The organism is Thiorhodococcus minor, from assembly GCF_010820565.1.
Lineage (GTDB): Bacteria > Pseudomonadota > Gammaproteobacteria > Chromatiales > Chromatiaceae > Thiorhodococcus > Thiorhodococcus minor.
Genome location: NZ_JAAIJQ010000124.1, coordinates 1 through 11414 on the forward strand (window position 1 = coordinate 1; position 11414 = coordinate 11414).

General features: G+C 64.9%; 11 protein-coding genes. 8 read left to right on the top strand and 3 right to left on the bottom strand.

The window, feature by feature from the left end; all coding sequences use genetic code 11:
- The first annotated feature begins 303 nt into the window (after positions 1 to 303).
- The 6 genes from G3446_RS24160 to G3446_RS24185 all read left to right on the top strand — a co-directional run bounded on the left by G3446_RS24160 (position 304) and on the right by G3446_RS24185 (position 4511).
- The gene (locus G3446_RS24160; protein ID WP_164456146.1) at positions 304 to 531 is read left to right on the top strand and encodes a glycine zipper domain-containing protein; all 228 of its coding nucleotides are present in this window, start codon (positions 304 to 306) and stop codon (positions 529 to 531) included.
- Between the two features lie 115 nt (positions 532 to 646).
- The gene (locus tag G3446_RS24165; protein WP_164456147.1) at positions 647 to 1741 is read left to right on the top strand and encodes an ABC transporter permease; all 1095 of its coding nucleotides are present in this window, start codon (positions 647 to 649) and stop codon (positions 1739 to 1741) included.
- Positions 1742 to 1772: 31 nt separating this feature from the next.
- Entirely contained in the window at positions 1773 to 2582 is an 810-nt protein-coding gene (locus G3446_RS24170) for an ABC transporter ATP-binding protein (protein WP_164456150.1), read from the top strand.
- Positions 2583 to 2599: 17 nt separating this feature from the next.
- On the top strand, positions 2600 to 3658 hold the full coding sequence (locus G3446_RS24175; RefSeq protein ID WP_164456152.1) for an MlaD family protein: 1059 nt from the start codon (positions 2600 to 2602) through the stop codon (positions 3656 to 3658).
- The gene (locus tag G3446_RS24180; protein WP_164456154.1) at positions 3640 to 4296 is read left to right on the top strand and encodes an ABC-type transport auxiliary lipoprotein family protein; all 657 of its coding nucleotides are present in this window, start codon (positions 3640 to 3642) and stop codon (positions 4294 to 4296) included. Before G3446_RS24175 ends, G3446_RS24180 begins: the two co-directional genes overlap by 19 nt.
- On the top strand, positions 4293 to 4511 hold the full coding sequence (locus G3446_RS24185) for a hypothetical protein (RefSeq protein WP_164456156.1): 219 nt from the start codon (positions 4293 to 4295) through the stop codon (positions 4509 to 4511). Before G3446_RS24180 ends, G3446_RS24185 begins: the two co-directional genes overlap by 4 nt.
- Positions 4512 to 4529: 18 nt before the next feature.
- Here the strand turns inward: G3446_RS24185 and G3446_RS24190 are convergent, their stop codons facing one another.
- From G3446_RS24190 to G3446_RS24200, 3 genes are read right to left on the bottom strand one after another with little or no spacing between them, the layout of a single operon-like run.
- Positions 4530 to 5672 carry an HlyD family secretion protein gene (locus G3446_RS24190; RefSeq protein ID WP_164456158.1) on the bottom strand — a complete coding sequence of 381 codons (1143 nt, stop codon included), beginning with the start codon at positions 5670 to 5672 and terminating at the stop codon, positions 4530 to 4532.
- Positions 5669 to 5881, bottom strand: a complete 213-nt coding sequence (locus tag G3446_RS24195) for a DUF1656 domain-containing protein (RefSeq protein ID WP_164456160.1) — start codon at positions 5879 to 5881, stop codon at positions 5669 to 5671. The genes G3446_RS24190 and G3446_RS24195 overlap by 4 nt, the downstream gene beginning before the upstream one ends.
- A 16-nt stretch (positions 5882 to 5897) precedes the next feature.
- Entirely contained in the window at positions 5898 to 8084 is a 2187-nt protein-coding gene (locus G3446_RS24200; protein WP_164456162.1) for an FUSC family protein, read from the bottom strand.
- Between the two features lie 290 nt (positions 8085 to 8374).
- On the opposite strand from G3446_RS24200, the gene G3446_RS24205 reads away from it, so the two are divergent.
- Both G3446_RS24205 and G3446_RS24210 read left to right on the top strand, forming a co-directional pair.
- Positions 8375 to 10045, top strand: a complete 1671-nt coding sequence (locus tag G3446_RS24205) for an amidohydrolase family protein (RefSeq protein WP_164456164.1) — start codon at positions 8375 to 8377, stop codon at positions 10043 to 10045.
- A 98-nt stretch (positions 10046 to 10143) separates the two neighbouring features.
- Positions 10144 to 10590, top strand: a complete 447-nt coding sequence (locus G3446_RS24210) for a carbohydrate porin (RefSeq protein WP_164456166.1) — start codon at positions 10144 to 10146, stop codon at positions 10588 to 10590.
- Positions 10591 to 11414: the final 824 nt, after the last annotated feature.

Consider the following 11414-nt stretch of genomic DNA (forward strand, 5'->3'; position numbering starts at 1 on the left):
ACCTCCATGTCTACCCCCCGAGGTCGAACGCAAAGCTGGCGTGTACGAACGAGGGGCGAGATGTGGGTAACGATATGCCCTAAAGCCTCTGATCTGCTATCCGAGAACCGCGACCGTTGCGGACGGGCGCGCAGCCTTCGTCGCCTGGGCCACTCGCAATGCCGGTAATGCCACGCTGATGGGCGAGTTGCCTGTCATCGGACTCGTCCGCGCACTCGCAGAAAAGTACCCATGCAACTGAGTGCGACAGGCGCATCCCTTGCTCGTGCCCTGAAGACACTGACAACTCCGGAGACGAATCGCATGAACAAGCTGACTTACCCTGTACTGCTCGCCGCTGCGCTCACCATCGGCGGTTGCGGAACCACCACCGGCCAGCGGGCCGGGAGCGGCGCCCTGATGGGAGCTGCCGGCGGCGGCCTGATCGGCTCCCTAAGCGGGGACGCGGGTAAGGGCGCCCTGATCGGCGCCGGCGCCGGTGCCCTGGGCGGGTATTTGTTCGACCAGCACCAGAAGGGCAACATCGACTAAGCTGCGGCATGCGGTGACGGTGCGGCTCCCTTGGCGAGAGACTCTGCCGCGGCGCTGCGCCTTCCCCGACCCGTTCGCGCCGCGATTGTGAAGAGACCCATGTGCGACCGCGATGATGGATGATTCGACCAAGACTGGAGATGTGTCGTTTGCGCTCGAGGGTCGCCTCACGGCGTCAAACATCGGCCCGGTTTGGGCCGAAGCGGCGCAAACCCTCGAACGCAACCCGGATCGGCGGGTTGTCGTGGATGCGTCGCGCTTGGACTACGTCGACAATACCGGCATCGCACTGCTGTTCGATCTGAAGCGACGGCGGCGACCGAAAGGTGCCGAGATCGAAATACAGGGCCTGGCGCCGAACCTCGCGACACTGGTTCCCGACGATGACCCGGAGGACCTCAGCGGCGCGGCGCCGCAGGCGCCTTCTGTCGGTCTGTTCGAGCAGATCGGGCGCGCGACGGAGCAGCAGATCACTTACGTGCGACGGATGCTCGCGTTCCTCAGCGACTGCGGCGCGGCCTTGCTGCTGGCGACCCGTCGCCGCGGTGTCGTCCGCTGGAGCGAGACGCTGATCGTGGCGACTGAGGCCGGCGCCAACGCGGTGCCCATCGTGCTCCTGATTGGTTTCCTGATGGGGGTGATCATCGCCTTCGAGATCGGGCTGGTCGCACGGCAATTCGGTGCGGTCATCTTCGTCGTCGATGGTGTAGGCGTTGCCATGTTGCGCGAGCTCGGGCCGCTGATGACCGCCATCGTCTTCGCCGGGCGCACCGGGGCGGCCTTCGCCGCCCAGATCGGCACCCAGAAGGTCAACGAGGAGATCAACGCCATTCTCACCTTCGGTCTCGACCCGATCCATTTCCTGGTCTTGCCGCGACTGCTGGCGGCGGTGCTCGTGGTGCCGCTGCTGACGGTGTTCGCCGATGTCGTCGGGTTGTTCGGCGGCGCGCTCGTGTTGGTCAGCTTCGACATCGGCTTCGTCCAGTTCTACAACCACCTGCTCGGCGCCGTCGGCATGAACGATCTCCTGGTGGGTCTTCTGAAGGCCGCGGTGTTCGGGTTTGCGATCGCTGCCATCGGCTGCGAGCGCGGGCTGTCCACGGGTGCCGGAGCGACATCGGTGGGCCTCTCGGCAACGAGCGCGGTCGTGACCAGCATCGTGTGGGTCGTCGTGCTCGACGGCCTGTTCACCGTGCTGCTGTCCGGTTGACCGGCAGATGATGACGGCAGGTCAAGCAACGATGGCACCGGCTGAAGCCGCCACCACGGTCCACGCTGAGCCGGCAATCAGCGTGCGCAACCTGCGCATGGGCTACGGCACGAAGGTGCTGCTGGATCAAGCATCCTTCGATGTGCAGCGGGAGGAGATCGTGGTGATCCTCGGCGGCTCGGGTTGCGGCAAGTCGAGCCTGATGAAGAATATCATCGGCCTCTACCCACCCATGGCGGGTGATGTGCTGATCGCCGGGGACAGTATCGTCAGCGCGAGCCCAGCGGATAAGGCGCATATCCAGCGCAAGCTCGGGATCATGTATCAGAGCGGCGCACTGTTCGGGTCGCTGACGGTGCTGGAGAACGTCCGCTTCCCCCTGGACGAGTTCACGGACATCGGCCCGTCGCAGAAGGACCTTGCCGCGCGCCTGCTGCTGCGTACCGTGGAGATGGGGTACGCCGAGTCGCTGATGCCGGGCGAGCTCTCCGGTGGGATGCTCAAGCGCGCCGGCATCGCCCGCGCCATGGCGCTCGGTTGCGATATCCTGCTGCTCGACGAGCCCTCCGCCGGGATGGACCCGATCACTGCAGCGAACCTCGATCGCACCATCCTTCGGCTGCGCGAAAACCTCGGCTTCACCTTTGTCGTCGTCACCCACGAGCTCTCGAGCATCTTCACCATCGCCGACCGGGCTGTGATGCTCGACCCCGTTTCGCGTCGGATCATCGCTGAGGGCAAGCCCTCGGAGCTGCGCGATCAGAGCAAGGATCCGCGGGTGCGGCAGTTCTTCAACCGCGAGCCGGATGCGCTGCCCAACGCCGGCACCAAGAGGACATGAGCCCAGAGGACATCAGCATGCCCGAGAAGCAACGCTATCGCCGGCTCGGGTTGTTCGTGGTCCTGTCGCTGACCATTTTGGCCGGCCTGCTGTTCGTGCTGGGGGGTCGCTCGCTGTTCGCCCCGACGCTGGTGTTCGAGACCTACTTCGACAAGTCGGTCTCCGGGCTGGGTATCGGCGCCCAGGTGAGCTTCCGCGGGGTTCCGCTGGGGCAGGTCAGCGAGATCGTCATGTCGACCGTCGCCTACGAGAACGGTGTGCCGTTCGAGCAGCGAGCCGCCTTCATTGTCGTTCGAGCGAAGCTCAGCGCAACGTCGGCGCAGGTCGAACAGTGGCAGACCGAGCTCCCCGAGTATGTGCGACGGGGGCTACGGGCGCAGACCCAGCTCGCCGGGATCACCGGCCAGCAGTACCTGGCGCTCGACTACTTCGATCCGGAGAAGTACCCGGAACCCACCGTTGCCTGGACGCCGGACTATCCCGTCGTGCCTTCGGCGCCCAGCATGACCGGTGAGATCATCGGCTCGGCCCAGCAGTTTCTGGCCAGCCTGAACGAGGCGGACATCGGTTCCCTCGGCCAGAACCTCGACCGTCTTGTGCTGACCCTTGACGACAAGATCGGGCGCGTGCCGGTGGACGAGCTTTCCGCCGATGCCGACAGCTTGATCAAGGAAGCGCGCACCCTGGTCGAACACCTGGACGAGGTGATCACCAAGGCGCCGATCGACGAGGCCGTCGGCGACATCGCGTCTGCCTCTGCCCGGTTGGAAGATCTGCTGGCGTTGCCGGCCTTGGGTCAGACCCTCGACAACACCGCCGCGCTGACGAACCGTCTGCGCACCTTGGCCGCGCGCGAGGAGCTCGACACCATGATTGCCAGTCTCGCACGCGCCGTGCAGCGTATCGATGCCCTGGTCGGCGACAACCAGTACGACGTGCGCGTGGTCGTTGAAGACCTCCGCGCGACAGCCGACAACCTGCGAACGCTTTCGGAGACCGCGAAGCGCTATCCGGGGGGCGTCCTCTTCGGCGCTCCGCCCAAGAAGGCCGACTTTCCATGGAATCGAACCAAATGAAACGGCAGTGCACGGCTTTCCGGTTGCCGGCGATCCTGACGGGCGCCCTGTTCGCCGGGACGCTGATCCCGATGTGGCTGCTTGGCGGCTGCGCCATCGGCAAGCCGGTGCCCGAGGCCGCTCTCTACGCGATCGAGCCAACACCACCAGCATCGAGCCTGCCGCGCAAACCGCAGACCCTGACCATGGGCCGGGTGCGCGTTGCCCCGGTCTACACCGGCAAATCCCTGGTGTTTCGGGTCGATGACGTTCGCTATGCCAGCGACTTTTACAATGCGTTCATCGCCGAGCCAGACGACATGCTCGCCTCGCGCATCGCGGCGTGGCTTGATCGGGCGGGCCCGTTCAAGTCCGTCGCTCAGCCGGGGAACCGCCAGGGTTCGAGCTACGTGCTCGACGCCGTGGTCAACGAGCTTTACGGCGACTTCCGGGCCGGTCGGGCGCCGGAAGCCGTGATCACGATCCAGTTTCGGTTGATGGACCTGACCGGAATCAGCCCCAGCCCCATTCTGGAGCGGACCATCGGCCGGCGAGTGCGCTTGCCCGAGCAGAGTCCCGAGGCCCTGATCCACGGGTATGGGGAGGCACTCGGCGAGATCCTGGCTGAACTGGCGATCGCTCTTGCCGATGCGCTTTGATCAGTATCGATGCCGAAACCAACTGCATCTTGTTGCCGGAGCACAACGCCGCCCGGTTCATCCTGTTCCAGCGGCTCGGGTTCGGGTCGATCCTGGGTTTCATCGTCGCTGGCGTGCTCGTCGGACCGTCTACACCGGGTCCGGTTCCTGTCCAGGCGCTCGACGAGCTCTCCAGCATCGCCAATGCTCGGCGTGGTGCTGTCGCTCCGCCGTGAAAACCGCTGAACGAGGGCTCATTGCAGCGGCGCGGGTACGAGCGGCACCACCTCCTTTTTGTCACCACCGCTGCCTGTCATGACCAGCACCGACGCGGTGGTGCCGACCCTGAGCGCCACGCCCTCCGGAACCTCATCGAGGTGCACGCGCACCGGGATGCGCTGCGCCAGCCGTATCCACTGAAAGGTCGGGCTGACGCTGGGCAGCAGGTCGTAGCCGGTGCTGCCGTCGCTCTGGGAGATGCCCCAGCTGATGCTGTCCACCTGGCCTTGCAGGGGCTGGTCGGGATAGGTCATCAGGGTGATGACGGCAGGGTCCCCGGCGCGCATGTCGCCGACCAGGCTCTCGCGGAAGTAGCCGTGCACCCAATAGCTCGCTGCGTCCACCAGCGCCAGCGCCGGCTGATTGGCGACCGCCTGGCTGCCGAGGCGCAGGTTGAGGTTGGTGACATAGCCGTCCACCGAGGCGCGCACCTGCGTGAACTCCAGGTCCAGCTGCGCCGTCTCCAGCGCGGCCTTGGCGGCTCGTAGTTGGGCGTTGTCCTCGCCCAGGGCGCCCAACTCGGCCCTGGCCCGCGCCAGTTGGGCCTGGGACTGGAGCTTCGCCGAGTTGGCCTGGGTCAGCTGCGCCTGGGCCTTGGCGAGGTCGGCCTGGGCCACGTCGTTGGCGGCCACAGCCTCATCGTAGGTGCGCTTGGCGACGTCACCCTTCGCCACCAGGCTAGTTGCGCGCTCGAAGTCGGCCTTGGTCTTGACCACGGTGGCTTCGGCGCTGGTCACGGCAAATTCGGCCTGCTTGATACCGGACTCCGTCTGTTCCAGGGCCGCCTCGGCGGACTTGACCTGCGCCTCCAGGTCCTTAACGCGATCGCGTGCCTGGTCGAGGTTGGCCTTGGCCTGGTCGAGGGCCGCCTGATAGGTACGCGGGTCGATCTCGAACAGCAGATCGCCCGCCTTGACGAACTGGTTGTCCTTGATCGGCAGTGCAACGATCGGCGCCGACACCCGCGGCGCCACCTGAATGACGTTGGCCCGCACCTGGCCGTCGCGGGTCCAGGGGTTGCTGACATAGTCCCAGTATTTCCAGGCGACCAATAAGACGGCCACCAGGACCACGACGCCGGTCAGGACGTATCTCAGCAGTGCGGGGATTTTGCTCATGACGGGATGACGACAGTTCCGATGATCACGGTATAGATCACCGCTAGCGCCAACAGCACCAGCGGTGGGTAGAAGAAGAACCGCGACAGGCGGTAGCGATTGAGTTGGTTCGCGGTCAGCCAGGCCAGCGTCATGCCCAGCACGGCGGCGATGAGCAGCGGCGGGAAATAGACCTCGCCGATGGCAAATTCGCTTGGAATGAAGTTCATGGGTGATGCTGCCGGGTTAAAAACGTGCCTCGCGCAGGCGCGGCCAGTCGATCACGGCCGTTTGTTTCGCGAACGCGATGACCGCCTCCGAGAGGCCCCGGTGGGCGCCGAGCAGACGGTAGGCACGCTCGGCCTCCGTCGGCGGCACGCTCACCGTGTCAGCCTGGTTCAGTGCCGTTTCGATGTGCGCCTCCAGGCGCTCGAGCTTGGCGTTCAGCAGGGCGCGGAAGTCGGCATGATCCGCCGCATCGGGATCGAGCGATAGCCCCCGGAAAATCTCTTTCAGACCGGCGCGCCAAGTGTCGATCTCATTTTGCACGTCCGGCCCGGCCAGCATACGGCGGACCGCGGCGCGGGCTTCGAGGGTTTCCTGCATGCGGTAGCCGAGCGCCTGGATATCGGCGGTGAGGGCCTGTAGCTGCTCCGGCGTGGTGCCGGCCAGCAGCTTGGGGTCGATGGACTTGCCCCAGAGCGAAATCGTTTGTGGCAAGGTCGCGATCTGTCCGGCATGGTAGGACCGCCGCCAGCGCTGCAGCCGTGTCGGACGGCGGGCTGAATCCGAATCCGGGTCCCAGTCCAGGGTCGAGACCAGGTATTCGCAGCTGCGGAAGAAGCGGCGCAGGAGGCGAACAAACGCCTTCTCCGGTTGCGGCGACACCGGGACATAGGCCGCGAGGGCGAGGATCATGAAGACCAGCACAAACATCAGGGTCGTGTTGGCGAGGGATAGAAAGCTGTAGCTCTGCGCATTGGAGATGCCCGTCATGGTGACGAAGATGATCAGCCCGGCCATCCGCCCGAGGATCTGCTGCGGTTTGTAAAACAGGTAGCCGATGGCGAAGGTCACGGCGAAGATCAGCCACCCCAGTTCGGTGAAGCTCGACAGCCGCGGCATGACGAAGATGTAGAGGATGCTCGCGAAGGCGATGGACAGGGCAACGGGCTTGAAGGCGAGGCGCATGGGCAACTGCGGGTTCGTGGCCAGGGCCATTCCCAGGGAGCCCGTCATAATGACGATGCCGACGCCCCCCGGAATCTCGACATAGATCCACAGCAGATAGGCGAGCCAGACGCCGGCCACGACCCGGGCCGCGGCCACCAGGTCGTCCGCATCGAGGACAAAGCCGGCCCGCGTCCTTGTGGGCTCTACCGGCCGCACGCTCACTGCCGTGAAACCCTTGATATCGGCGGCGGTCTCGAACAAAGACCGTGTCAGGGACTCCAGACGCCGAAGCTGGCTGCGAAACAGCGCCAGCGCCGCCCGATCGAAATGGGACAGGGCGCGGACCGCCTCCGCATTCAGAGACGCATCCAGGGGCTTTGGCTGCCGTTCGGGGGCCTTGCCCGAGAGGATGCGCTCGACCTGTCCGAGGCGGGCGTCCAATTCCTCGGCCAGGCTCGGGAATTCGGGCATCAGCGCCTTCAGGTCCAGCGCCTGGACCTCGTCGAAGCTCTCGCGCCAGCGTGCCAGCGCCGCCATCATGTCCCGGACATCGGCCTCCAGCCGCGCCCACTGTTGGCGTAGCTCCCAGACTTCGTGGGTGTCCGCCCGCGCGCCCATGAGTGCATCGTTGAACTGACCGAGCTGCTGGACCTCCTGCAGCCGCAGCGGCTGCAGGTCTTCGCCTTCGGCTTTCCCGGCGAGCAGCCGGAGGTAGCCCTGGTAGAGCCGGTGTTGGGTCGCGGCGAGCCCGTGCACCGCCGCATCGAGCTCGGCCGCCGTGCCGGTGGGCCAGAGGAAGACGGTGACCAGCGTATAGCAGAGGATGCCGAGACCGGTCTCCAGCGAGCGCAGCACCGCAAGATCGAAGGCATGTTCGGTCGCCGGGACCGACCCCATGCAGATAATCAGGCTTACGAATCCTGCGACGTTCCAGAAGTACGGGCGCTTGCTGCCCCCCATCCGGTAGGTGCACAGCCCAACGAAGGCCGATAGAAACACCATCAGCCACCAACGCTCCTGCGGAAACAGGGCCACTAGGGTGAGCGAGACGACCCCCGCCACCAGGGTCCCCCACATGCGCAGGGCACCCTTGTGCAGCGACTGCCCGACCGTCGCAAGGCTGATCGCGGCGACCGCAAACGCCGCCCACATGGGCTTCTCCCAATCCATGGAGAGCGCGATGCCGTAGGCCAGCACAACCGCGAGGGCGGTCTTGAAGGCCTCCCGAAACCGCGGGGAGGGGAAACGCGGAGCGAGCATGGTCGGCCTCTTGGTGTCAGAAACGCGCCTCGCGCAAGCGCGATCAATCGATGACGAACGCCGGCCTGGGCGAGCCTGGCTGTTTCTTGGGCGCTGGTGCTTAACAGGACTGCCGAAAGGACTATAGCTACCCTGGCGCAGAGAAATTCCGATTGATCATCGTATACCCTGGGTAAACTTCGGAGCCTACTGCACCCTCCTTGCGCGCGCCACTGTCCCGAAAGGGACTCTAGTCAGCCGTGTCGCAGCACGATAGCGTTGAGCGCCGCGCCAACCAAAGGATCATCCAGATGCAACGAACAGCGAGCCTATTGAGACGCCTTGGCAAGGCCAGCCTCGTCTGCGGGCTCCTCGCGGCCGCGCAGGTTGCCGCAGCCCAGGACTACGACCTGGTCATCCTCAACGGTCGGGTCATGGACCCGGAGACGATGTACGACGCCCTCGCCAACGTCGGCATCAAGGATGGCCGAATCAGTGTGATCACCACCGACGACATCACCGGCGCCGAGACGATCGACGCCACCGGTCATGTGGTTGCGCCTGGGTTCATCGACACCCACTGGCACTCCGACCGACCCTGGACCAACAAGTTGGCCCTGCGCGACGGCCGGACCACCGCGCTGGATCTGGAGCTCGGTACCCATGGGCCGTTCATAGAGCAGTGGTACAAGGCGCGTGAAGGCAAGAACCAGCTGAACTACGGTCAGGCGGTGGCGCATGAGTTCGCTCGCGCCGAGGTGCTCGACGGCTTCCAAGGGGCACAGGATATCTACAGCGCCATCGAGAGCCGTAAGGCGGATGGCTGGTGCTGCCGCAAGCCGACCCTGGAGGAGGGCAATCGGATCCTTGCGCTGTTGGACGAGGGGTTGCAGGCCGGCGGTCTCGGCCTCGGCTCGACCCTCGGTTACATGCGCACCGGCGTTTCCGCCCGCGAGTTTTTCGAGCTGCAGCGCCTTGCCGGACACTATGGTCGGCAAACCGGCGCCCACTTCCGCTATACCCCGGGTGACGAGGTCACCGAGAGCAACGGGATTCAGGAATTGCTGGCCAACGCGGCGGCCCTGGGCGCCCCGGCGTTAGCCTGCCACTTCAACAACCCCGGCTACAACCTGGTGCACGAGCTGCTGGTGCGGATGCGCGAGCGCGGCATGAATGTCTGGGGCGAGATCTACCCCTATGCCGCCGGCTCCACCGCCCTGAACGCGGTCTTTCTGGAGCCGGAGGTCTGGGTCGATCAGCTCGGCTACAGGTACGAGGACACCATTCAGGATGTCGCGACCGGGGAGTGGTACACCCAGCAGAGCCGCGAAGCGATGCTCAAACAGGAACCGACGCGGGTGGTGCTCGTGTTCAAGATGCCCGAGTCGGCGATTCTCGATTGGCTCCGGCTGCCCGACGTGGCACTGATCACGGACGGCATGCCGCTGATTCCCTATGAGGGTCTGAGCTGGGACACCCCCTACGATCAGTTGCCCACCACCCATCCGCGGACGGCCGGCACCTATGCCAAGGCGCTGCGGCTGGCCAGGGAGAACAACATCCCGCTCATGCAGATCGTTGCGATGTCCAGTTACAACTCCGCCCGGCCGCTGGGCAAGATGGGTCTGAAGGCCATGCAGGAGCGGGGCCGCCTGCAAGCAGGCATGGTCGCGGACATCACCATCTTCGACCCGGAGACGGTCACCGACAATGCGACCTACGAACAGGGCGCACAGCCATCCACGGGCATTCCTCATGTCATCGTCAATGGCCAACTCGTGGTCAAGGACTCGACGGTGCTCAAAGGCGTCAATCCCGGGCAACCGATTCGCTATGAGCCAGAAAAGAGCCGATTTGAGCCGCTCACCCTTGAGCACTGGACGCAGCAATTCTACACCTCACCGGTGGACTTCGGCGGCGGCTTGCCCGGCGATCAGCCGCGCAAAGTGGGAGTGACTGAGGTAGAGCCGCACATCCATTGAGTCGGACGTGCCAAAGGGTATCTCTCAGGCAATCGTGCTGTGCGCACTGGCAGGGACAGCCTTTAGTGCACAGCTGATTTCCGCTCCGGCGAGCGCGGATGGCAACGACGCGGCGGAGCCGGCTGGTTCCGCGCCTGGGAGACGCGCTTCAAGACAACATCCACTTGATGCTCTGGCAGGCGAACGAGCGCACCGACGCTGGCGTTCCGGATGGCTGGGGCGCACAGTTCTCGTTCAGCAGGAGGCTCCGCGAGTGCTGGCTTCCTCTCCTGCGCGTCGGCTATGCGAACGGCAGCTCGGCGGCACTGGATCGATCCGTGAGCACCGGTGTCGCCTACGACGCCCCCGGTCGTGACACCGTGTTCGGACTCGGTGTCAATTGGGGCCGTCCGAACCGGAGCGGTTCGGGCACCGCGACCGCCGCAGCCACCAAAGACCAATACACCGTCGAGGCGTACTACCGAGTGCAGCTCTTCGACAGGCTAGCGATAACGCCGGATCTCCAGCTGATCAAGACCCCGCCGCAAACCCCGACGCGGACCTAATCTGGATTGCGGGGCTTCGCGCGAGGTTGGCTTTTTGATGATCGCCTCGGATCGCTTTCGCATCGCAGTGCAGAACGGGCTCGCGATGGTGCTGGCCAGCGGCTTCGCCCTCGCAATGGATTGGCCCAAGCCGATGTGAGCCGGCATGGCGGCAGCTTTGTGCGGTCTGAGCGCGGCTGGGGAATCCTTCAACAAAGGGACGCTGCCGCGTTGTGGGGACCTGGCTCACAGTACCCCTGGCTTGGTGCTGCTTCTGATCGGATTGTTCGCCTAGGATCGTTGTGGGCATGCTTGAACGCATCCAGTGTCGGCAATGCGACGAATCCGGGCTTCCAAAATCTAGGCGTCGATGACCAGATACACCGTTCAGGAGAGGGTCGAGGATTTCCCGCGGATTGGAAAAACTACCGACCACACGTCTTCCGCTGCGGACCCAAATAGCTGGAAACAAAGTTTGCAGTGGTGAGCCACAGTCCGCCTCCTGAATGTCTCTTATTGGCCGACTCCGGGCGCTGAGCCCCCATACCCCGGCGACCGGTAATGGGGCGTTTGCGTCACCGGCCGAAACAAGCCGAGCGACAGGTATCCGCGTCCAGCCGCCCCATGTCTTTCAAGGTCACATTTCGTGGCGATCCCGGTGATCCGATGTCGCGTGCTTCAGCGCTCGCTCCCCGTCTGGCGTTGCGCGAGCAGGCGCGCGACCGGAGACATGGGGTCGATTCGGATCGTGCGTCCGCGTCGGTGGGCGCTTCTTGGGTCCGCGTGAATGCTTGCGGTACTTGCGCAGTTGGACATGCTGCGCGGTAGCGAGCAGCCAGGCGGCC

Excerpts from the sequence above, each read along its gene's own strand:
- G3446_RS24160 (WP_164456146.1), top strand. The coding sequence starts at position 304 with ATGAACAAGCTGACTTACCCTGTACTGCTCGCCGCTGCGCTCACCATC.
- G3446_RS24165 (WP_164456147.1), top strand. The coding sequence starts at position 647 with ATGGATGATTCGACCAAGACTGGAGATGTGTCGTTTGCGCTCGAGGGT.
- G3446_RS24170 (WP_164456150.1), top strand. The coding sequence starts at position 1,773 with ATGGCACCGGCTGAAGCCGCCACCACGGTCCACGCTGAGCCGGCAATC.
- G3446_RS24175 (WP_164456152.1), top strand. The coding sequence starts at position 2,600 with ATGCCCGAGAAGCAACGCTATCGCCGGCTCGGGTTGTTCGTGGTCCTG.
- G3446_RS24180 (WP_164456154.1), top strand. The coding sequence starts at position 3,640 with ATGGAATCGAACCAAATGAAACGGCAGTGCACGGCTTTCCGGTTGCCG.
- G3446_RS24190 (WP_164456158.1), bottom strand. The coding sequence starts at position 5,672 with ATGAGCAAAATCCCCGCACTGCTGAGATACGTCCTGACCGGCGTCGTG.
- G3446_RS24195 (WP_164456160.1), bottom strand. The coding sequence starts at position 5,881 with ATGAACTTCATTCCAAGCGAATTTGCCATCGGCGAGGTCTATTTCCCG.
- G3446_RS24200 (WP_164456162.1), bottom strand. The coding sequence starts at position 8,084 with ATGCTCGCTCCGCGTTTCCCCTCCCCGCGGTTTCGGGAGGCCTTCAAG.
- G3446_RS24205 (WP_164456164.1), top strand. The coding sequence starts at position 8,375 with ATGCAACGAACAGCGAGCCTATTGAGACGCCTTGGCAAGGCCAGCCTC.
- G3446_RS24210 (WP_164456166.1), top strand. The coding sequence starts at position 10,144 with ATGGCAACGACGCGGCGGAGCCGGCTGGTTCCGCGCCTGGGAGACGCG.